Origin of the sequence: Streptomyces sp. NPDC048424 (assembly GCF_040651555.1) — a bacterium.
Lineage (GTDB): Bacteria > Actinomycetota > Actinomycetes > Streptomycetales > Streptomycetaceae > Streptomyces.
Window position 1 is genome coordinate 1 of sequence record NZ_JBEZKE010000040.1, and the last position, 19,716, is coordinate 19,716.

A 19,716-nucleotide genomic window follows, 5' to 3' on the forward strand; every position below is an offset into this window, starting at 1 on the left:
AGCTCCAGGGCCCGCAGGTGGAGCCGCCGCGACACCCCGTGCCGTTCGGCGTCGAAGGCGATCCACGCGGCGACCTGGCACAGCTCGGCGCGCGCAGCCCGCCCCGCCCGCGTCGGCCGAAGCAAACCGGCAGGCCCCCGCCGGGCCGCGCAACGGGTCCACGCCCGCCCCGTCCGGAGCGGAGCCCCACCCGACACCTCCCACCAGCGCCGAGCCCGGCCCGCCCACGCCCACCCGGACGGTGTCCGGCTCGCCCGCACCCATCGGCGCGCAGGCCGCCCTACCCTCGTCGGCCGACACGAACCGGCAGGCCCCCGCCGGGCCGCGCAACGGGTCCACGCCCACCCCGTCCGGGGCGGCGCCCCACCCGACGCCTCCCGCCGGCGCCGAGCCGGGCCCGCCTGCGCCCGCCCGGGCGGAGTCCGGCCCGCCCACGCCCACCGGGGCAGAGTCGGCCCCGTCCGCGCCCGCCGGTGCGCAGGCTGCCCCGCGCGCGGCGGGCGACGCGGACCGGCAGGCCCCCGCCGGGACGGCCTGGCGGCTGCCCTGGCAGCGCGGACGGTCGGCCCGGTCCACGCCCACCGCCTCGCAGGCCAACCCGCCCGCGCCCACCGGGGTCGAGTCCAACCCGGCCACGCCCCCCGCCTCGCAGGCCAACCCGCCCGCGCCCACCAGGGCCGAGTCCAACCCGCCCGCACCCGCCGGGACGGCCCGGCGGCTGCCCTGGCTGCGCTGGCGGTCCAACCCGGCCGCGCCCACCGCCTCGGAGCCCCGCCCGGCCACGCCCACCGGGGCAGAGGCCGGCCCGGCCGCGCCCGGCCCCGCCACGCCCGCCCGGACAGAGCCCGGCCCCGCCGAGTCACGCCCGGCCGCAGGCCCCGCGGCGGTGCCCCCGGCTTCGCCCGCCGCCAGGCGACCCGCCGCGCCCGAGCCCGTCGCGCCCCGGGCACCCGCCCAACCCGCCACCCCAGCGGGAGCGACAACGTCGCCTCAGCCCGTGCAGCCCGCCAGGGCGGTCGCCCCGCGCCCCGTCGTGCGGCCCGCCGCGGTCAGCGACGACGTCGCCGGCGTCCCGTGCCCCGCCTGCGGCACGCCCAACCCACCGGACCGCCGCTTCTGCCGCCGTTGCGCGGCTCCGCTCACGCCCAGCACCGCACCGCCTCCCCTCCCGTGGTGGCGGACGGTCTGGCCGCTGCGCCGCCGCACCCGCGCCGGATCGGGCCGGATGGTGCGCTTCCTGGTGGTCCTGGCCGTCGTACTGGCCCTGTGCGCGGGCGGCTTCCTGCTGCTGCCGGCCGGACGCCACCTGATCGAGGACACCCGGGACAAGCTCGGCAAGGCCAAGGCGGTGACCGCCACCCGCGTCGAGGCGAGCGCCGAGGTTCCCGGGCACCCCGTGGGCAACAGCACGGACGGGCTCAACAACCGCTACTGGGGCGCGCCCGCCCCCGGCGCCTCCGCGACGTACACCTTCGCCAAGCCCTTCCGCCTGGTCGCCGTGATCATCACCAACGGCGCCTCCTCGTCGCCCGAGGACTACGCGAAGCAGGCGCGCGCACTCCAGATCGACATGGAGGTGACGGCGCGGGACGGCCGGAAGGTCCACAAGAAGTTCACCCTGAGCGACAAACCCGGTCCCCAGACCTTCCCCACCGGCATCAGCGACGCCACGACGATCGGCCTGACCCTCGACGCACCCGCCGGGTCGGCCCCGGACCGCCATCTCGCCCTGGCGGAGGTGGAGTTCTTCCAGCGAAGCTGACGAGCCCCCGGTCACCCTGACCCACCGCACCACCCACGACAGCGCGAAGTGGACCGGGGGATGAAGCCGGACCGCCGCACGCACCGGCCGCATACCGTGGGTCCCCATGGAGACACGTGTGCGGCTGGAGCCGTGGGGTGACGGGGACTTCTGGCTGCTGGAGCGCAAGAACGAACCCGCGATGACCGAGCATCTCGGCGGGCCGGAGACCCCGGAGAAGCTCGCCGACCGCCAGCGGCGGTACGAGGCCCTGAGCGCGCGGGAGCCGGCCGCCGGGCGGATGTTCCGGGTCGTGCTGGAGCCGACCGGCGAGAGCGTCGGCTCCGTCGGCTTCTGGGAGCGCGAGTGGCGGGGCGAGCCGGTCTACGAGGTCGGCTGGGGCGTGCTGCCCGAGTTCCAGGGCCGCGGGCTGGCGGTGGCGGCGCTCACGGAACTGCTCGCCTACGTCCGCCTCCACGGCACCCGCGACAGCGTCCACGCCTTCCCGGGGACGGACCACCCGGCGTCGAACGCGGTCTGCCGGCGTGCGGGGTTCGAGAACCTGGGAGAGGTCGACTTCGAGTACCCGCCCGGGGTGCCCCACCCGAGCTTCGACTGGCGCTACCGGATGGGCCGGCGACCCGGAACCACCCCGCCGGCCGGAACCGTCCCCTCGGCCGGAACCACCCCGCCGGCCGGACCCACGCCCTCGGCCGGGATCACGCCGTCAGGATGATGCGGCCGCGGACCCCCGCCGTGGCGAGGCGTTCGTGCGCCTTCGGCGCCTCGGCCAGCGCAACGGTCTCCGCGACCCGGAGCGTGAGCTCGCCCGCGTCCACCAGCGCCACCAGGCGGGCCAGGTGCTCCCCGTCCGCCGCGACCTCCTGCTCCTCGACCCGGATCCCGCGCTCCGCGGCCGGGGCCGCGCCGGGGATCACGCCGATGTAGACCCCGCCGTCGCGGACGAAGCCCAGCGCGGACTCCCCCAGTACGGCCGTGTCCAGGACCCCGTCCACCGGCCCGGCCGGAGCCGCGCCGCGCGGGACGAAGTCAGCCGCGCCCAGGGACCGTACGAGCGCCTCGTCCCCGGCCCCCGCCAGGGCCGTCACCACCAGTCCGGCCCGCGCCGCGAGCTGCACCGCGAGCCCGCCGACCACGCCCGCGGCGCCGGTGACCAGCACCGAGGCGCCGGGGGCGAGCCCCAGCAGGTCCACCGCACGGGCCGCGGTGAGCCCGGCCAGCGGCAGCCCCGCCGCCGCCACGGCGTCCACGGCGACCGGCGCGGCCGCCACCGCCGAGGCGTCGAGCACCACGTACTCCGCGTGCGTGCCGAGCGGCTTCACCGTCCCGTAGTGCAGCCCCACGACCCGGTCGCCACGGCTGTGGCCGGTCACGTCCGCGCCCACCTCGTCGATCTCCCCGGCCACCTCCCAGCCGAGGCCGATCCGCTGCCCGGCGCCGCCGAAGGCGCCGGCGCGGACCGCCCCGTCCACCGGGTTGAGCCCGGCGGCCCGGACCCGGATCCTGACCTGGCCCGCCGCCGGCCGCGGCACCGGGACCTCGGCCAGCTCGACCCGCTCCGGCCCGCCGAACCCGTTCACCACGACCGCCAGCATCGTCCGCTCGTCACCCATGTCGCCATCTCCCCTTGTACGTAACGCAGTTCGTCACCGCGTTGCCGCGTCGCCGCGTTGCCGTGTTTCCGATGGGCACTAACCTAGGGAGAGGTACTCTCTTTCCGTAAGTACGCACTCCAGAGTGCGTACCCGACCCGGAAGTGGGGACCCATGGCCACCAGCACCGCCGCGGCCCGACGCGCGGAAGCCCGCGCCGGCTACGACGCCTTCCTCAAGGAGTGCCCCACCGGCCAACTCCTGGCCCGCATCAGCGACAAGTGGGTCGGCCTCATCGTCAGCGCCCTCGCCGAGGCCGAAAACCGCTCGCTGCGCTACAGCGACCTCGGCCGCAAGATCCCCGGCGTCAGCCAGAAGATGCTCACCCAGACCCTGCGCTCCCTCGAACGCGACGGCCTCGTCGACCGCACCGTCACCCCCACCGTCCCCGTCCGCGTCGACTACCGCCTCACCGACCTCGGCGGCAGCCTCAGCTGCCTCCTCTCCTCCGTGAAGCTCTGGGCCGAGAACCACTTCGACGAGGTCAGCGCCCATCGCGACACGTACGACCAGGCCGCCGGAACCTCATAAATTCAGCCGCGACCACCGCCCCGGCAGTGGCATGCTGGCAGCGTGAACGGACCCGGCATTCAGCTCACCCTCGCCCCCGAACTGCGCCTCTTCGCCCCGCCCAGCCGGCGCGTGGACCGCGTACCGACCGTGACCGACGGCGCCTCCAGCCTCGGCCACGTCGTCGAATCGGCCGGCGTCCCGCTCACCGAGGTCGGCCGCCTCCTCGTCGACGGCCACGAGGTGCCCGCCTCGTACGTCCCCCAAGACGGCCAGGACGTCGAGGTGTTCGGGGTCGAACGCCCCCAGCGGATCCCCGGCGCCCCGCTCCGCTTCCTCCTCGACGTCCACCTCGGCACCCTCGCCCGCCGCCTGCGCCTGCTCGGCGTCGACGCCGCCTACGAGAACGAGGACATCGGCGACCCCGCCCTCGCCACCCGCTCCGCCGCCGAGCAGCGCGTCCTGCTCTCCCGCGACCGCGGACTGCTGCGCCGCCGCGAGCTGTTCGCCGGCGCGTACGTCTACAGCGACAACCCCGACGAACAACTGCGCGACGTCCTCAGCCGGTTCGCACCCGTCCTCGCACCGTGGACCCGCTGCACCGCCTGCAACGGCCCGCTCCACGAAGCCGACAAGGAGAGCGTCGGCGACCGCCTCGAACACGGCACGCACCGCTCCTACGACGTGTTCGCGCAGTGCTCCGCATGCGAGCGCGTCTACTGGCGCGGCGCCCACCACGCCCGCCTGGAACGGATCGTCGAGGACGCCCTCGTCGAATTCGGCACGCCCTGACCGACCAGAGCCCGTCCGGGCGGACAGACGGAGAAGCGGAGAAGCGGACAGGCGGACAGGCGGACAGGCGGACAGGCGGACAGGACGATCACGGAGGAACCTAGAAGGCGTAGGCGTCCCCGGTGTCCAGCGCCAGCACCACGTGCTCGTTGTTCACGTGGTTCCGGTCCGTCGCGCCGCCGTTCCACCACGTGTCGACGCGCAGCACCACCTCCGGCACCCGCTCCCGCAGCGCCAGCGCCAGCCCGATGTGCCGGCCGCGCCCGTGCAGCGGCAGCGGGCCCGTCTCGCACACCACCTCGCGCACACCCGCCCGCGCACAGCCCTCCGCCAGCTGCTGCCGGTCCGCGAGCTCGGCCGACAGCCGCACCCGCACCGTCGCGTTCGCCAGCGCCGCCGGCCCGTCGTTCTCCGGGACCAGCCAGATCCGCAGCTGCGCCCCCGACAGGTGCACCCGGCCGTGGTACGCCACGTCGGCCTCGGCTTCGGCTTCGGGCCCGGGCCCGGCCGACACCGAGGCCCACCCGGGCGGCGCACCCGCACCCGCACCCAGCGCCAGCAACCCCGCCACCACCACACTCCGTACGGCACCACGGCGCACCGCCACCACCTCCTCGCGCGGAGGCTAGCCACCGGCGACCACGGCCGATCGGACCATCACACGAATGAGGGCGGGCCGTACCCCCATCTGCCCCCGCGCGCCCTCATAGGCTTCCAGCCATGCTGATCGCACGCTCCGCCGCACTGTTCGCCCTCGCCGCCCTCCTGGAGATCGGCGGCGCCTGGCTCGTGTGGCAGGGCGTCCGCGAGCACAAGGGCTGGGCCTGGATCGGCGCCGGAGTGATCGCCCTCGGCCTCTACGGCTTCGTCGCCACCCTCCAGCCCCAGGGCGACTTCGCCCGCGTCCTCGCCGCCTACGGCGGGGTCTTCGTCGCCGGATCCCTCCTCTGGGGCGCCGTCGCCGACGGCTACCGCCCCGACCGCTGGGACGTCATCGGAGCCCTCGTCTGCCTCGGCGGCATGGCCGTGATCATGTACGCCCCACGCGGACGCTGATCCACGGTCCACCGGACCACGGGACCACGGGACCACGGGACCACCGGGCCGCCGGGCCGCCGGGCCGCCGGGCCCCGCCTATGCTGGCGGGTAATCGCCCGTACGAACGACCGACGCCACACACGACCGAGGAGCCCGCAGATGAGCACCGCACCGGCCACCCGAACCGCCGTCGTCACCGGCGCGAGCAGTGGCATCGGCGCGGCCACCGCCCGGCAGCTCGCCGCCGCCGGCTACCACGTCGTCCTCACCGCCCGCCGCAAGGACCGCATCGAGGCCCTCGCCGCCGAGCTCACCGAAGCCGGCCACTCCGCGGCCGCCCACGCCCTCGACGTCACCGACCGCACCGCCGTCGACGCTTTCGCAGCCTCCCTCGACCGCTACCCCTCCGTCGACGTACTCGTCAACAACGCGGGCGGCGCCATCGGAGCCGAGCCCGTCGCCACCGGCGACCCCGCCGACTGGCGCACGATGTACGAGGTCAACGTCATCGGCACCCTCAACGTCACCCAGGCCCTGCTCCCCGCCCTCACCGCCTCCGGCGACGGCACGGTCGTGGTCCTCTCCTCCACCGCCGGCCACTCCACGTACGAGGGCGGCGCCGGCTACGTCGCGGCCAAGAACGGCGCCCGCGTCCTCGCCGAGACCCTCCGCCTGGAGATCGTCGGCCAGCCCGTACGCGTCATCGAGATCGCCCCCGGCATGGTCAAGACGGAGGAGTTCGCGAAGACCCGCTTCCGCGGCGACGCCGAGAAGGCGGAGAAGGTCTACGCGGGCGTCGCGGAACCCCTGTCCGCCGACGACGTGGCCGACACCATCACCTGGGCGGTCACCCGCCCCAGCCACGTCAACATCGACCTCCTCGTGGTCCGCCCCCGCGCCCAGGCCTCGAACACGAAGGTCCACCGCGACCTCTAGGCCAGCCCGGCCGCCTTGAGGTGCGGCATCAGGGCCGCGGGCTTCAGCCCCGCGGCCCTCGCCGCGCCCAGCGCCCGCTCCAGATCCGCCGCCAGCGTCGGCGTGAAGTGCAGCAGCACGATGTCCCCGGCCTTCAGCCGCGGCGTGGGCGGGGTCTCGCCCCACGTGGTGAAGTCGTGCGTCCACGTGACGAGCGCCTTCACCCCGCACGCCTTCGCCGCGAGCCGCACCTCGTCGTTCACGGCCCCGTACGGCGGCCGCAGCAGCTTCGGCGCCCGCCCGAACGCCGCCTCGATCCGCTCCCCGGCCCCGCACACCTCGGCATCCTTGCCGACCGCGTCGAGCGTGGTGAGATCCGGATGGTTGACGGTGTGGTTCTCCACACTCGCCCGCCCCTCCTCCGTGAGCCGGGTGAAGTACCCGGTGTCGTACGAGATCGCCCCGGGCAGCAGGAACAACGTCACCGGCACCCGCTTCTCCAGCAGGATCCGAGCCGCCTCCGGATCGTGGTTCCACCCGTCGTCGATCGTGATGAACACGACCTTCTCCCGGGTCGGCACCTGCGCCACGACCCCCGGCAACCCCACCCCGGCCTGCGCGGACCCAGCGGCCCCCAAGGCAAGCGACAACGCCGCGCACACGGCGACCACCACACGAGATCTCCCCATGCCGCCCACCCTGGTCTAGACCATCTCCCACCGTCAACCCTCCTGCGCCGAGCGGAAGTTGACGACCTGCATACCCCGGGCCCGTATGGGTGAATCCGCGCAGAATGTCGGCGGCCACGCCTGCGCTCCGCAACCGTGAGCCGCGAGAAGGAGCAAGCCATGAGCATCACACAAGCCGCCGACCGTCTCGCCCGGGAACTCCCCCGCCACCGTGTGGAGATCCTCCAAGGACGGCTCACCGCCACACCTCACGCCGACGGGGCGCACGCGCTCGCTCTGAGCTGGCTGATCGAGAAGTTCTACGAGGCTGGGGCCAAGAAAGCCGGCCTGCGCTACGTCCAGGGTGTCGGCATCTGGCTGCCCACCGGCCCGGACGACTACGCCATCCCGGACTTCGCACTCGTCAGCAAGGACTTCCTCGCCTTCAAGGGACGCAACGACTGCTACCCGCCCGACGTCTTTCGCCTCATCGTCGAGGTGACCTCCACGAACTGGTCGGATGACCTCGGACCGAAGGTCGACGCCTACGCCAAGGCCGACATCCCCTTCTACATCATCGCCGACCGCCGTCACGACGAGGTCGCGGTCTGCAGCGACCCGCGCAACGGCACCTACCGGCTCCGCACGTCCCACAAGCGGGGCGAGTCCATCACGGTGCCCGAGTACGTCGGGGTGTCCCTCGACCTCCCCGTGAATCTCCTCCTCGACGGCGACGAGGACTGAGCCCTTCCAGGACATGTGACATTCCGCCATACGTTCGAGTGAACGACGTCCGATCCACCTACGGCACGCCACACCCCTACCTAGGTTCAGCCACAACACAAACGGCCCCCGCCCGAGATGGCAGTCCCGGCCGAGGGCCTCACCAACAGGGAAGAAGGACTTCCTCATGGCTGACCAGGACCCTAGCGCCCCCGCGCGCTTCATGGACCTCGAAGACCCCCGCTACGCCTACATGTTCGGCTTCCTCCAAGCCGATGGCCACCTCGCACAGGGCAAGGGCCAGAAGGGCAAGCTCACCGCCGAGATCAACGCACGGGATATCCACATCCTCCGCGAGTTCCAGCAGCTGACGCCCTACTACAGCTCCATCACCGAGCGCGTCCGCAGCACGAACTTCGCCGCCCGCGCCCATTCGGCAACGTGGACCGTCTGCTCACTCGAAGCGAGGAGCATCGTCAACGAGCTCGGGATCCCCTACGGCAAGAAGTCCCTGACCATCAAACCGCCCCGTGCGGACTTCTCCCGCCCCGATTACCTCCGGGGAATCATCGATGCAGACGGGTCGCTCGGCTGGACCGCCCAGGGTTTCCCCTACCTCTCCCTGACCTCGGCCAGCACAGCGGTTGCTGCCTACCTGTGCCACTACGGCAAGAAGGTCACCGGAACAGAGCGCACGATCTCACGCAACACGCGCGATGGCGTGTACAACGTCTGCTACTACAAGGAGACAGCGCAGCAACTCGCCACACACTTCTACTATGACGGCTCCCTCGCGCTCGCGCACAAGAAGGCGAATGCGGAGGCGATCCAGGCCTGGGTTCGTCCTGCGACGATGCGGATCGCTCCGCCGCGACGCCGCTGGACCTCACAGGAGGATCAAGAGCTACTGAGGCTGAACGACCCTGTAGCGGCCGGCATCGCCCTCAATCGAACCAAGCAGAGTTGCTCCGTGCGCCTGTGGCGTCTGCAGAACGACTGCACCTGAGCAAACCCACGCAGAGGGGCCCGGACCGATGGTGATCGGTCCGGGCCCCTCCGTTCGCCCGTCAACCGGGCCGGGCCTCATCCCTTGATGCAGATGACCTGCTTGAGCTTGGCCACGACCTGCACGAGGTCGGTCTGCTGGTCGATGACCTGCTCGATCGACTTGTACGCGCCCGGGATCTCGTCCACGACGCCCGAGTCCTTGCGGCACTCCACACCCTTGGTCTGCTCCACCAGGTCGCGCGCCGAGAACTTCTTCTTCGCCGCCGTCCGGCTCATCTTCCGGCCCGCGCCGTGCGAGGCCGAGTTGAACGACTTCTCGTTGCCCAGGCCCTTCACGATGTACGAGCCCGTGCCCATGGAGCCCGGGATGATCCCGTAGTCGCCGCTGCCGGCGCGGATCGCGCCCTTGCGCGTGACCAGCAGGTCCATCCCGTCGTACCGCTCCTCAGCCACGTAGTTGTGGTGGCAGCTGATTTCCCGGTCGAAGGAGACCTTCGCCTTCCGGAACTCCTTCCGGAACACCTCCTTGAACAGGCTCATCATCACGGCGCGGTTGTACTTCGCGTACTCCTGGGCCCAGAAGAGGTCGTTGCGGTACGCCTCCATCTCCGGCGTGGCCGCGAGGAAGACGGCGAGGTCCCGGTCCACGAGGCCTTGGTTGTGCGAGAGTCCGCGGGCCACGTTGATGTGGAACGCAGCCAACTCGTTGCCGATGTTCCGTGAACCCGAGTGCAGCATGAGCCACACCGAACCGGATGTATCGACACATACCTCACAAAAATGATTCCCTTGGCCAAGGCTTCCCATTTGCCGCATCGCCCGGTCCCGCCGGAACTTCACCGCATCCGCGACGTAGTCGAAGCGCTCCCACAGGTCCCCGAAGCCCGCCTCGGTGAACCCGTACAGCCGCGACGGGTCCACCGCCTCGCGGTGCATCCCGTTCCCCACCGGGATCGCCTGCTCGATCTTCGAGCGGAGCTTGGACAGGTCCCCCGGCAGGTCGTTCGCCGTCAGGGACGTCTTCACCGCCGACATGCCGCAGCCGATGTCCACGCCCACCGCCGCCGGGCAGACCGCGTCCTTCATGGCGATCACCGAGCCGACCGTGGCGCCCTTGCCGTAGTGGACGTCCGGCATGACGGCCAGGCCCTTGATCCACGGGAGGGTGGCGACGTTGCGCAGCTGCTGCATCGCGCCGTCCTCGACCGACGCCGGGTCCGTCCACATCCGGATGGGGACGTTCGCCCCGGGTACCTCTACATACGACATACGGAATCAATCCCCCGAAAACCACAGAAAAGTCAGAATGCGCAAAAAGCCTCGCTCTTGATCCCAAATACGACAGGGGACCGGCGCCAGCACCAGCGTGTGCGATAGACATTGTGTTCAGCCGTGACCAAGTAGCGGCAACGCATTTTCCTGACCACCGGGGTCCCGGCGGTCGAAGGGAGCCAGTGGACGTGCAGCGCAAGGCGGTACGGCGAGGGTCGCGGATCCTGCCAGGCATCGCGGTGCTCACCGCGCTCGCGGCCGGCGCGCTCGGTCTGACCGGGTGCACCGGCGGGAGCAGCGGCGGCGGCACCAGTGACTCGAAGGCGGGCGGCAACCCCGCCGTGCCCGCCCAGCCGGGGAAGTACCGCAGTCTGCCCGCGCCCTGCAAGGCCGGCGTCGACAGCAAGAAGCTCAAGGCCATGCTGCCGGCGGGCGACAGCCTCACTCCCGAGCAGCGCGACCAGATGTACGCCGGCGTCGCGGACTCCTCGTACGACGGGGACCGGCACGTCGGCTGCCGCTGGACCGCGCAGTCGCCCGAGGAGACGCGGCTGCTGTCGGTCGGGTTCGAGCGCGTGGTCTCGTACGACCGGGCCACCGCCAGCGACGACGACAAGGCGAAGCAGGTCTACGTACGACTGCTCACCGACGCGCACCTGCCCTTCCCCGGGCCGGCCACGAGCGCGAGCCCCAATCCCGGCACTCCCGGCACTCCCCCCGCCCCCAACCCGGCCGCCCCCAACCCCTCCGCTCCCTCGGCCGCCGCCACGCCGCCGGCCGGCGCGGCGCCACCGGCCGGCGCTCCGACCCCCGGCGCGACCCCGTCCGCCCCGGTCGAGCTCGGCTCCCGCGTCCTCGACGGACTCGGCAGCGACGCCTTCATCGAGGACAAGCTGAGCCCCGCCGGGGCCACGGCCGCGCAGGCGCGCACCGTGCGGATTGTGTTCCGTACCTCGAATGTCATCGTCAAGGTCGAGTACAGCGTGCAGCCCGCCCTGCCCGGCACGGTCCCGTCGAGTTTGGAAACCCAGGACAGGGCACGGCAGTTGGCGCAGGCCCTGGTGGAGCGTTTCAACGAGTGAGCGGCGCCCGCCGCAGCCGGGCGTGACGCCGCGCACAGCAGGCGGGCACCCGATCGGGCTACCGTTGCCCGGGTCCCGCGTCCGAAGAAGACCCTCACACGCACTGAAGGAACCATGCACCGATCAGCCTCGCGCCTCACCCGCGTTCTCGCCTGCGCAGCCGTCCCGGTGATCCTCACCGTCGCCGGCTGCTCGTCCGACTCGGGCAAGGACTCGGGCTCGAACGACGGCAAGAAGTCCAGTTCCTCCTCGTCGGCCAAGCCCAACGCGAAGTCGTCCGCCCCGCTGGAGAAGGCGGCCTTCGCCACGCTCCCGGACCCCTGCAAGGCGCTCGGGTCGGCGACGATAGACACGGTCGTCCCGGACGCGAAGGACAAGAACGGTACGGGGACCAAGTCGAACGACCTGACCAGCCGTGCCGGCTGTGCCTGGAACGGCCTGCAGTCGGACGGTCTGAAGGGCTCGCAGTACCGCTGGCTGTCGCTCTCCTTCTTCCGTGCCGACTCGCACACCTCGCTCGGCAGCGCCAACAAGCGCGCGGAGGAGGAGTACAGCAAGCAGGTCGAGAAGGCGAAGGCGTCCGAGGGCGCGCAGAACCTGAAGGCCGAGGCCACGGACGGGATCGGCGAGCAGGGCACGTCGGTCGTCTACAGCGTCAAGAAGGACGTCGACTTCTTCAACACGACGATCGTGGCGCGCAACCAGAACGTGGTGGTCACGCTCGACTACAACGGCGCCGCGTACGAGGGTGCCGGCGCTCCGGACCAGGCGAAGCTGCTCCAGGACGCGGTCGCTGCGGCCAAGGAGGCCGTGGCCTCGGTCGACGCCGCCAACAAGCAGCAGGCCGAGCAGCCGCCGGCGGAGCAGCCGCAGTCGCCGCAGCCCCAGTAGTGGTCACGGTGGAGGCCCCGGGGCGGGGCCTCCTGGGGCGCTGACATCCAGTCACCCGTACGCTGTGCCTGCCGCAGCTCGGTAAAGGCTCGGTAAGCACTTCAGCGCTCGGTATGTGCTCGACAAGGGGAGGGGATCGCGGGTGGCCGCGATGCAGCTGACTCGTACGCACCGGATACTCATCGGCGTCGTGGTCGCGGGAGCCGTGGTCATCGCGGGGATCGGCTTCGCGGGCTCGTACGCCGCGGTGCGCGCGCTCGCCGAGCAGAAAGGCTTCGGCAGCTTCTCGCTGGTGTTCCCGATCGGCATCGACGCGGGCATCTGTGTGCTGCTCGCGCTGGACCTGCTGCTGACGTGGCTCCGGATCCCCTTCCCGCTGCTGCGTCAGACGGCCTGGCTGCTGACCGCGGCCACCATCGCCTTCAACGGGGCGGCGTCCTGGCCCGACCCGTTGGGTGTCGGCATGCACGCCGTGATCCCGATCCTGTTCGTGGTGACGGTGGAGGCCGCCCGGCACGCCGTGGGCCGGATCGCGGACATCACCGCGGACCGGCACATGGAGGGCGTGCGCATCACGCGGTGGCTGCTGTCGCCGATACCCACGTTCAAGCTGTGGCGCCGGATGAAGCTGTGGGAGCTGCGCTCCTACGAGCAGGCGGTCGGCATGGAGCAGGACCGGCTGATCTACCAGGCCCGGCTGCAGGCGCGGTACGGGCGCTCCTGGCGGCGGAAGGCGCCGGTGGAGGCGCTGATGCCGCTGAAGCTGGCCCGGATCGGCGTGCCGCTCAAGGAGACGGCTCCGGAGGCGCTGGCGATGACGGGCATCGAGCCGGCGGTGCTGCCCCCGCTGGACCAGCAGGGTGCGGCGGCCGGCGCTCCGGCGCTGGTGGCCGCGGCGGCCGCGCCGGGGCTCGCCCAGCAGGCGGAGCAGGCCCGGCAGGCCGCCGAGGCGCAGGGCGTGGCGCAGGGTGAGGCGCAGGGCGTGGTGCCGGGGCCGCCCGCGGTCGTGCACGGCCCGCCGCCGTTCGCGGTGGAGCCGACGGCCATGCCGGCGGCGCACAACAGCGCGTGGTTCGCCGCGCCGAAGGCGCCGCAGGCGGCGTACGAGGGCGGATACAACCCGCAGTACGTCGAGGGGTTGGAGCCGACTCCGGTCCTGCCTCCGATGGGGCCGGAGGAGCAGCAGCCGGTGCAGCAGGACCTCCCGATCCCGGCGCCCCGCCAGGAGGACCTCCCCCAGGGTGCGCAGGCCGCCCAGGTGCAGCAGGCCCCGGAGGACGGCCCGGAGACCCCCGACGAGGCCGAGTTCGCCGAGGTCGCGTACAAGGTGTTCTGCGCGCTGTCCGACGAGAAGCAGGACTACCCGTCGGCCGAGGCGCTCGACATACACCTCTCGGACGGCTACGGCGTGACCCACCCGCGCAGCGGTTCCCTGCTGCGGCGGATGATCCCGGCGTTCAAGCTGCGCTACAACAAGGACCGCGAGGCCGAGCACATCGCCTGAGCACACCGCCTGAGGCACACCGTCCGACCATGCGGAAGGGCCCGCACCCCGAGGGGTGCGGGCCCTTCCGCGTGATTCCTGCGGCCTGGACGGTGAGGTCTCAGACGGCGAGCAGCTTGCGCACCCGGTCCGCGCCCACCGCCAGCAGCAGCGTGGGCAGTCGCGGCCCGGTCTCCCGGGTCACGAGGAGCCGGTAGAGCAGCGCGAAGAACGTGCGCTGCGCGACCTTGAGCTCGGGCGTCGGCTTGGCGTCGGGCTCCAGCCCGGCCATGACCTTCGGGACGCCGTAGACGAGCGTGGTCAGCCCGTCGAGGGACCAGTGCGAGTCCAGGCCCTCCAGCAGCAGGCGCAGCGACTCGCGGCCCTCGTCGTCCAGGGACGACAGCAGCTCGGTGTCGGCTTCCTCGCGTACGAGGGTGCGCTGGTCGGCCGGGACCTGGGTGGTGATCCAGTTCTCGGCGCGGTCCAGGCGCGGCCGTACCTCGTCGAGGGAGGTGAGCGGCTGCGACGGGTCGAGGTCCGTCAGGATGCGCAGGGTCTGCTCGTCGTGGCCGGCGGTGATGTCGACGACGGACGCGAGCGTCCGGTACGGCATCGGCCGCGGGGTGCGCGGCAGCTCGGCGGTGGCGGTGCGCACGGCGCGGGTGTGCGCGGCGGCGTCGGCGGGCAGGACGGAGCCGTCGGCGACCTTGGACTCCAGCTTGTCCCACTCGTCGTAGAGCCGCTGGATCTCCTGGTCGAAGGCGATCTTGAAGGACTGGTTGGGGCGGCGGCGCGCGTACAGCCAGCGCAGCAGCTGCGGCTCCATGATCTTCAGCGCGTCGGCCGGGGTGGGGACCCCGCCCTTGCTGGAGGACATCTTGGCCATGCCGCTGATGCCGACGAAGGCGTACATCGGTCCGATCGGCTGCTCGCCGCCGAAGATGTGCACGATCTGGCCGCCGACCTGGAAGGACGAGCCGGGCGAGGAGTGGTCGACGCCGGAGGGCTCGAAGATCACGCCCTCGAAGGCCCAGCGCATGGGCCAGTCGACCTTCCAGACGAGCTTGCCGCGGTTGAACTCGCTGAGCTTGACCGTCTCGGTGAACTCGTCCTCGGTGCAGACGTAGGTCATCTCGGTGGTCTCGTCGTCGTACGAGGTGACCTTGGTGAAGTCCTTGCCGCACTCGCCGCAGTACGGCTTGTACGGGAAGTACCCGCCCTCGCCGGTGCTGCCGTCGTCCTCGGCGGCCGCGCCGGAGCCCTCGGCGGCCTCCAGCTCGGCCTCGTCGACCTGCTTCTGCTGGGGCTTCTTGCCGCCCGGCTTCTGCTTGGTGCGGTACTGGTCGAGGACGGCGTCGATGTCGCCGCGGTGTTTCATCGCGAACAGGACCTGCTCGCGGTAGACACCGGTGGTGTACTGCTCGGTCTGGCTGATCGGGTCGTACTCGACGCCCATATCGGCCAGTGCCTCGACGAAGACGGCCTTGAAGTGCTCGGCCCAGTTCGGGTACGCCGAGCCGGCCGGGGCGGGCACGGCGGTCAGCGGGCGCCCGATGTGCTGGGCCCACGACTCGTCGATGCCGGGCACGCCGGCGGGCACCTTGCGGTACCGGTCGTAGTCGTCCCAGGAGATGAGGTGGCGGACCTCGATGCCCCGGCGGCGGATCTCGTCCGCGACCAGGTGCGGGGTCATGACCTCGCGGAGGTTGCCCAGGTGGATGGGGCCGGAGGGGGAGAGTCCGGACGCGACGACGACAGGTTTGCCGGGTGCTCGGCGCTCCGCCTCGGCGATGACCTCGTCCGCGAAACGGGAGACCCAGTCGGTCTCGGTGCTGCTCTGAGCCACGACACGTCCTTCTATCTCGAATGCTGGCTTCAGCCATTCTCCCAGACGGAACGGGCCGCTCCGAGGTTGCTTGCCGACCCGCTCCGGGGTTGCTTGCCGACCGGCGCCGGGCCCGTCAGTCGGCGGCGAGCGGGATCCGCCCGAGGCGCCGCACCGCGGCGAGGATCTGCGGCTTCGTGGCGTCCAGCGCCTGGGGCAGCAGCACGAGCGGGCTGCCGTGCCGCCGGACGTACGCCGCGGCCCGGCGCCCGGGCCGGCTGAAGGGTGCCGCGCTGGGCACCACCGGCAGCTCCACCCCGGGCCGGGGCACCAGCACCACGGCGCCCTTCACGGTGCGGACCTCGCTCAGGTCCCCCCAGGGACCAGCGCGCCGGATCCGGCGGCACGGAGCTCCAGCGGTCCGACCTCGGGGAGAGCCTCCGCGCCGCGCAGGGTGATCCGGTCCATCCCGGCAGAGCAGCGACGGGGAATTCCCGGAATCCGGCTGGTCCCTCCGTGGGATACTCGGCTCTTGTCGGAACAACCAAGTGCACCCACCGGCACAACCTCACAGGAACGGCAGCTCATGGCCTCGGTCCCTTCCCTCGCTTCTTCCGTCAACCAGCGCGTCGCGGACGCCCTCGCCTCCGCCCTGCCGGAGGCCGGTGCCGCCGACCCGCTGCTGCGACGAAGCGACCGGGCCGACTTCCAGGCCAACGGCATCCTGGCGCTCGCGAAGAAGGCGAAGGCCAACCCGCGCGAGCTGGCGACGACCGTGGTCGAGGGCATCCCGACCGGTGACCTGATCCAGGAGATCGAGGTCTCGGGCCCGGGCTTCCTCAACATCACCATCACCGACAGGGCGATCATCGAGACCCTCGCGGCGCGTGCGCTCGACGACCGCCTCGGGGTCCCGCTCGCGGCGAACCCGGGCACCACGGTGATCGACTACGCGCAGCCGAACGTCGCGAAGGAGATGCACGTCGGGCACCTGCGCTCCGCCGTGATCGGCGCGGCGATGGTGGAGATCCTGGAGTTCACGGGCGAGAAGGTGGTCCGTCGCCACCACATCGGCGACTGGGGCACCCAGTTCGGCATGCTCATCCAGTACCTGCTGGAGCACCCGCACGAGCTGGACCACAAGTCGGACGAGGAGGTCTCCGGCGAGGAGGCCATGTCCAACCTCAACCGCCTCTACAAGGCCTCGCGCGGCCTCTTCGACTCCGACGAGGAGTTCAAGACGCGGGCCCGGGCCCGGGTGGTGGACCTGCAGGCGGGCGACCCGGAGACCCTCGCCCTGTGGCAGCGGTTCGTGGACGAGTCGAAGATCTACTTCTACTCCGTCTTCAACAAGCTGGACATGGACATCCAGGACCCGGACGTGGTCGGCGAGTCCGGCTACAACGACATGCTGGTGGAGACCTGCAAGCTGCTGGAGGAGTCGGGCGTCGCCGTCCGCTCCAACGGCGCGCTCTGCGTGTTCTTCGACGACGTCAAGGGCCCGGACGGCAACCCGACCCCGCTGATCGTGCAGAAGTCGGACGGCGGTTTCGGCTACGCGGCCACCGACCTGTCGGCGATCCGCGACCGCGTGGGGAACTTGGGCGCGACCGAGCTGATCTACGTGGTCGACGCGCGGCAGTCCCTGCACTTCAAGATGGTCTTCGAGACGGCCCGCCGCGCGGGCTGGCTGAACGACGAGGTCAAGGCCGTGCAGCTGGCCTTCGGTACGGTCCTCGGCAAGGACGGCAAGCCGTTCAAGACCCGTGAGGGCGAGACGGTCCGGCTGGTGGACCTGCTGGACGAGGCCGTCGACCGCGCCACGGCCGTCGTGCGGGAGAAGGCCGAGAGGGTCGGCCTGACCGAGGCGGAGATCGTCGAGAACGGCCAGTACGTGGGCATCGGCGCCGTGAAGTACGCGGACCTGTCCACCTCGGCCTCGCGCGACTACAAGTTCGACCTGGACCAGATGGTCTCGCTGACCGGCGACACGTCCGTGTACCTCCAGTACGCGTACGCCCGGATCAAGTCCATCCTGCGCAAGGCGGGCGAGGGCGACCGCAAGCCGGCCGCCCACCCGGAGCTGGAGCTGGCCCCGGCCGAGCGCGCGCTGGGCCTGCACCTGGACCAGTTCGGCGAGGTCATCGCCGAGGCGGCCGCGGAGCACGCCCCGCACAAGGTGGCGGCGTACCTCTACCAGCTGTCCTCGCTGTTCGCGACGTTCTACGAGCAGTGCCCTGTCGTGAAGCCCGAGCCCGAGCTCGTCGTCGGCGAGAACCGGCTGTTCCTGTGCGACCTGACGGCCCGCACCCTCTCGAAGGGCATGTCCCTCCTCGGGATCCGGACGCCCGAGAAGCTCTGACATCCGGAATCAGGACAGAACGCACGAAAGGCCAACGACCCCGGCATTCGCCGCCGGGGTCGTTGGCCTTTCGTGATGTTTAAGCCATCAACTTTCACGCCGACCCCACTAATCTGATCATGTTCAAAAGATCTGTATGGGGGAAACAAGTGAAGAAGATCAAGCGCATGGCCGCGGTCGCCGCGGTCGCCGTGGCCGGACCGACCATCCTGACCGCCACGCCCGCCATGGCCGCCGACCAGCCCGCCGTGATCGTTCCTGACGTGGCGCCGAAGGACGACGCCACCGCCGACGCCGGTGCGCCGACCACGCCCGGCGCCGAGAAGCCCGGGGCGGAGAAGCCCGTCGCCGAGAAGCCCGCGCCCGTCGCGGAGAAGCCGGCGCCCGTCGTCGAGGCGCCCGCGCCGACCACCCCGGCCCCGGCGCCCGCCGAGCAGCCCGCGAAGGACGCCGGGCCCGCCGCGGACAAGCAGCACGCCGACTCCGACGGCATCATGATGGGCCCCGACGTCACCGTCGCGGGCATCCCGAAGAACGGCTTCAAGCCGGGCGGCGACTGGACCCAGCTGAAGGTGTCGGTCGACAACTCGGGCGGCGACTGGATCACCGGGCTCGCGCCCCGCCTCTCGGTCGACAAGGCCGGCGGCAAGCTGAAGGCCAGCCACTACGAGATCGAGACCCGCATCGTCCGCACGGACGGCAGCAGCTACTGGTGGCCCGCGACGGCGCTCGACCACGACACCGACGCCACCAGCATGAGCGACTACTTCATCGGCACCGTCGACACCGTAGGCACCCTCGACCGCGGCGAGAGCCGCGACCTCGACGTGCGCATCCGCTTCACCGCGGACGCCCCGCGCATCAACTTCGACATGGCCTCCGACGCCGTGAAGATCAGCGCCGACGGCTGGAAGTACGGCCCCAGCAGCTGGTACGACGCGAAGATCGAAGGCGCCGAGGACGGCGAAGAGGACCCGTTCGTCGAGGGCCCCGCGCTGGCGGTGAACGGCGTGCCGGAGACCGTCAAGGCCGGCGGCGACTGGACCAACCTGTCCGTCCGCGTCGACAACTCCGGCAAGAAGGCCCTGGACGGCTTCAACGTCGGCCTGCTCCTGGCCCGCCCGGACTGGGTCCCGATGAAGAGCTCGCAGGTCAAGGTCGAGGTCCTCAGCAAGGACAAGAACGGCAAGGCCGGCTGGCACGAGGCCGAGATCCGGAACGAGGAGGAGGGCGTGTTCCTCGGAGTCGACCTCGCGGGCGGCCCCGTCGCGGACGGCCAGAGCTTCGACATCCAGGTCCGCATCCGCCTGACGGCCGACGCGCCGCTCGGCGACCTGCGCATCTCCTCCTGGGGCACGTCCCAGGTCGGCCCGGAGACCCCGAAGCCGTGGGCGACTTCGTACTCCAAGGCCCGCCTGACGAAGGTCGTCGCCGCCGACCCGGCCACCGGCGGGAACGGCAACCAGCCGAACCCGAACGGCTCCGCGAAGCCGATCGTCGACGACACCACCGGCCACACCGGCGGCGAACTCGCCGCCACCGGCGCCGACGCGGCCACCACCTGGGCCCTCGGCGGCGCGGGCGTGGCCCTCGCCATGGGCGTCGCCCTGGTCGCGGGCACCGGCCGCCGCCGCCGCGCCACCGCCTGAGCCGACACCACTGCCTGAGCCGACACCTCGGCTCCGGCCGGCACGTGGCCATGTGAGGGGGCCCACAGGGAATGTTCTCCC

General features: G+C 71.7%; 20 protein-coding genes. 14 read left to right on the forward strand and 6 right to left on the reverse strand.

Translation table 11 applies throughout. From position 1 onward, the window contains the following. The first annotated feature begins 241 nt into the window (after nt 1-241). Complete coding sequence (locus AB0D29_RS34475) at nt 242-1,762, forward strand: zinc ribbon domain-containing protein (RefSeq protein ID WP_362859686.1); 1,521 nt, start codon at nt 242-244, stop codon at nt 1,760-1,762. Between the two features lie 106 nt (nt 1,763-1,868). Next, the gene (locus tag AB0D29_RS34480; RefSeq protein WP_362859687.1) at nt 1,869-2,477 is read left to right on the forward strand and encodes a GNAT family N-acetyltransferase; all 609 of its coding nucleotides are present in this window, start codon (nt 1,869-1,871) and stop codon (nt 2,475-2,477) included. On the opposite strand, the gene AB0D29_RS34485 is transcribed toward AB0D29_RS34480, so the two are convergent. Then, complete coding sequence (locus AB0D29_RS34485; RefSeq protein ID WP_362859762.1) at nt 2,461-3,357, reverse strand: NADP-dependent oxidoreductase; 897 nt, start codon at nt 3,355-3,357, stop codon at nt 2,461-2,463. The two genes, AB0D29_RS34480 and AB0D29_RS34485, sit on opposite strands and share 17 nt — an antisense overlap. A 171-nt stretch (nt 3,358-3,528) precedes the next feature. Here AB0D29_RS34485 and AB0D29_RS34490 point away from each other — a divergent pair, with 171 nt between their 5' ends. Together AB0D29_RS34490 and AB0D29_RS34495 are read left to right on the forward strand one after the other, a co-directional pair. Beyond that, nucleotides 3,529-3,945, forward strand: a complete 417-nt coding sequence (locus tag AB0D29_RS34490; RefSeq protein ID WP_362859688.1) for a helix-turn-helix domain-containing protein — start codon at nt 3,529-3,531, stop codon at nt 3,943-3,945. Between the two features lie 42 nt (nt 3,946-3,987). After that, complete coding sequence (locus AB0D29_RS34495) at nt 3,988-4,716, forward strand: Mut7-C RNAse domain-containing protein (protein WP_362859690.1); 729 nt, start codon at nt 3,988-3,990, stop codon at nt 4,714-4,716. A 100-nt stretch (nt 4,717-4,816) separates the two neighbouring features. Here the strand turns inward: AB0D29_RS34495 and AB0D29_RS34500 are convergent, their stop codons facing one another. Continuing rightward, nucleotides 4,817-5,317 (reverse strand): hypothetical protein, encoded by a 501-nt coding sequence (locus AB0D29_RS34500; RefSeq protein ID WP_362859691.1) that lies wholly within the window; start codon nt 5,315-5,317, stop codon nt 4,817-4,819. A gap of 119 nt (nt 5,318-5,436) precedes the next feature. On the opposite strand from AB0D29_RS34500, the gene AB0D29_RS34505 reads away from it, so the two are divergent. Both AB0D29_RS34505 and AB0D29_RS34510 read left to right on the forward strand, forming a co-directional pair. Beyond that, entirely contained in the window at nt 5,437-5,772 is a 336-nt protein-coding gene (locus AB0D29_RS34505) for a YnfA family protein (RefSeq protein WP_362859693.1), read from the forward strand. Between the two features lie 141 nt (nt 5,773-5,913). Then, entirely contained in the window at nt 5,914-6,690 is a 777-nt protein-coding gene (locus AB0D29_RS34510; RefSeq protein ID WP_362859695.1) for an SDR family oxidoreductase, read from the forward strand. On the opposite strand, the gene AB0D29_RS34515 is transcribed toward AB0D29_RS34510, so the two are convergent. Next, entirely contained in the window at nt 6,687-7,229 is a 543-nt protein-coding gene (locus AB0D29_RS34515) for a polysaccharide deacetylase family protein (RefSeq protein ID WP_362859697.1), read from the reverse strand. The genes AB0D29_RS34510 and AB0D29_RS34515 overlap by 4 nt on opposite strands. Between AB0D29_RS34515 and AB0D29_RS34520 the strand changes: the two genes are divergently transcribed. The 3 genes from AB0D29_RS34520 (at nt 7,222) to AB0D29_RS34530 (ending at nt 9,066) form a co-directional block, all read left to right on the forward strand. Beyond that, the gene (locus tag AB0D29_RS34520; RefSeq protein ID WP_362859698.1) at nt 7,222-7,377 is read left to right on the forward strand and encodes a hypothetical protein; all 156 of its coding nucleotides are present in this window, start codon (nt 7,222-7,224) and stop codon (nt 7,375-7,377) included. The genes AB0D29_RS34515 and AB0D29_RS34520 overlap by 8 nt on opposite strands. Before the next feature lie 140 nt (nt 7,378-7,517). Beyond that, nucleotides 7,518-8,081: a Uma2 family endonuclease gene (locus AB0D29_RS34525; RefSeq protein WP_362859699.1), complete on the forward strand. Its 564-nt coding sequence runs from the start codon at nt 7,518-7,520 to the stop codon at nt 8,079-8,081. A gap of 166 nt (nt 8,082-8,247) precedes the next feature. Further along, nucleotides 8,248-9,066, forward strand: a complete 819-nt coding sequence (locus AB0D29_RS34530) for a hypothetical protein (protein WP_362859701.1) — start codon at nt 8,248-8,250, stop codon at nt 9,064-9,066. A gap of 77 nt (nt 9,067-9,143) precedes the next feature. Here the strand turns inward: AB0D29_RS34530 and AB0D29_RS34535 are convergent, their stop codons facing one another. Further along, nucleotides 9,144-10,337 carry an RtcB family protein gene (locus AB0D29_RS34535; RefSeq protein ID WP_362859702.1) on the reverse strand — a complete coding sequence of 398 codons (1,194 nt, stop codon included), beginning with the start codon at nt 10,335-10,337 and terminating at the stop codon, nt 9,144-9,146. 191 nt (nt 10,338-10,528) lie between these two features. On the opposite strand from AB0D29_RS34535, the gene AB0D29_RS34540 reads away from it, so the two are divergent. The 3 genes from AB0D29_RS34540 to AB0D29_RS34550 all read left to right on the forward strand — a co-directional run bounded on the left by AB0D29_RS34540 (nt 10,529) and on the right by AB0D29_RS34550 (nt 13,817). Then, nucleotides 10,529-11,422: a DUF3558 domain-containing protein gene (locus AB0D29_RS34540; protein ID WP_362859704.1), complete on the forward strand. Its 894-nt coding sequence runs from the start codon at nt 10,529-10,531 to the stop codon at nt 11,420-11,422. Between the two features lie 114 nt (nt 11,423-11,536). After that, complete coding sequence (locus AB0D29_RS34545; protein WP_362859705.1) at nt 11,537-12,313, forward strand: DUF3558 domain-containing protein; 777 nt, start codon at nt 11,537-11,539, stop codon at nt 12,311-12,313. Nucleotides 12,314-12,455: 142 nt separating this feature from the next. Beyond that, the gene (locus AB0D29_RS34550) at nt 12,456-13,817 is read left to right on the forward strand and encodes a DUF2637 domain-containing protein (RefSeq protein WP_362859706.1); all 1,362 of its coding nucleotides are present in this window, start codon (nt 12,456-12,458) and stop codon (nt 13,815-13,817) included. Nucleotides 13,818-13,917: 100 nt separating this feature from the next. Here the strand turns inward: AB0D29_RS34550 and lysS are convergent, their stop codons facing one another. Both lysS and AB0D29_RS34560 read right to left on the reverse strand, forming a co-directional pair. Next, entirely contained in the window at nt 13,918-15,645 is a 1,728-nt protein-coding gene (lysS, locus tag AB0D29_RS34555) for a lysine--tRNA ligase (RefSeq protein WP_362859707.1), read from the reverse strand. Between the two features lie 115 nt (nt 15,646-15,760). Continuing rightward, nucleotides 15,761-15,976, reverse strand: coding sequence for a hypothetical protein (locus tag AB0D29_RS34560; RefSeq protein WP_362859708.1), 216 nt, complete (start codon nt 15,974-15,976; stop codon nt 15,761-15,763). 234 nt (nt 15,977-16,210) lie between these two features. On the opposite strand from AB0D29_RS34560, the gene argS reads away from it, so the two are divergent. After that, entirely contained in the window at nt 16,211-17,986 is a 1,776-nt protein-coding gene (gene argS / locus AB0D29_RS34565; RefSeq protein ID WP_362859709.1) for an arginine--tRNA ligase, read from the forward strand. Nucleotides 17,987-18,135: 149 nt separating this feature from the next. Beyond that, nucleotides 18,136-19,635, forward strand: a complete 1,500-nt coding sequence (locus AB0D29_RS34570) for a hypothetical protein (RefSeq protein WP_362859711.1) — start codon at nt 18,136-18,138, stop codon at nt 19,633-19,635. Nucleotides 19,636-19,716: the final 81 nt, after the last annotated feature.

Bases quoted from the DNA above. Each gene is read 5' to 3' on its own strand.
- AB0D29_RS34525 (WP_362859699.1), top strand. From the start codon at position 7,518: ATGAGCATCACACAAGCCGCCGACCGTCTCGCCCGGGAACTCCCCCGC.
- AB0D29_RS34530 (WP_362859701.1), top strand. From the start codon at position 8,248: ATGGCTGACCAGGACCCTAGCGCCCCCGCGCGCTTCATGGACCTCGAA.
- AB0D29_RS34490 (WP_362859688.1), top strand. From the start codon at position 3,529: ATGGCCACCAGCACCGCCGCGGCCCGACGCGCGGAAGCCCGCGCCGGC.
- AB0D29_RS34505 (WP_362859693.1), top strand. From the start codon at position 5,437: ATGCTGATCGCACGCTCCGCCGCACTGTTCGCCCTCGCCGCCCTCCTG.
- AB0D29_RS34520 (WP_362859698.1), top strand. From the start codon at position 7,222: ATGAACACGACCTTCTCCCGGGTCGGCACCTGCGCCACGACCCCCGGC.
- AB0D29_RS34510 (WP_362859695.1), top strand. From the start codon at position 5,914: ATGAGCACCGCACCGGCCACCCGAACCGCCGTCGTCACCGGCGCGAGC.
- AB0D29_RS34545 (WP_362859705.1), top strand. From the start codon at position 11,537: ATGCACCGATCAGCCTCGCGCCTCACCCGCGTTCTCGCCTGCGCAGCC.
- AB0D29_RS34480 (WP_362859687.1), top strand. From the start codon at position 1,869: ATGGAGACACGTGTGCGGCTGGAGCCGTGGGGTGACGGGGACTTCTGG.
- argS (WP_362859709.1), top strand. From the start codon at position 16,211: ATGGCCTCGGTCCCTTCCCTCGCTTCTTCCGTCAACCAGCGCGTCGCG.
- AB0D29_RS34535 (WP_362859702.1), bottom strand. From the start codon at position 10,337: ATGTCGTATGTAGAGGTACCCGGGGCGAACGTCCCCATCCGGATGTGG.
- AB0D29_RS34485 (WP_362859762.1), bottom strand. From the start codon at position 3,357: ATGCTGGCGGTCGTGGTGAACGGGTTCGGCGGGCCGGAGCGGGTCGAG.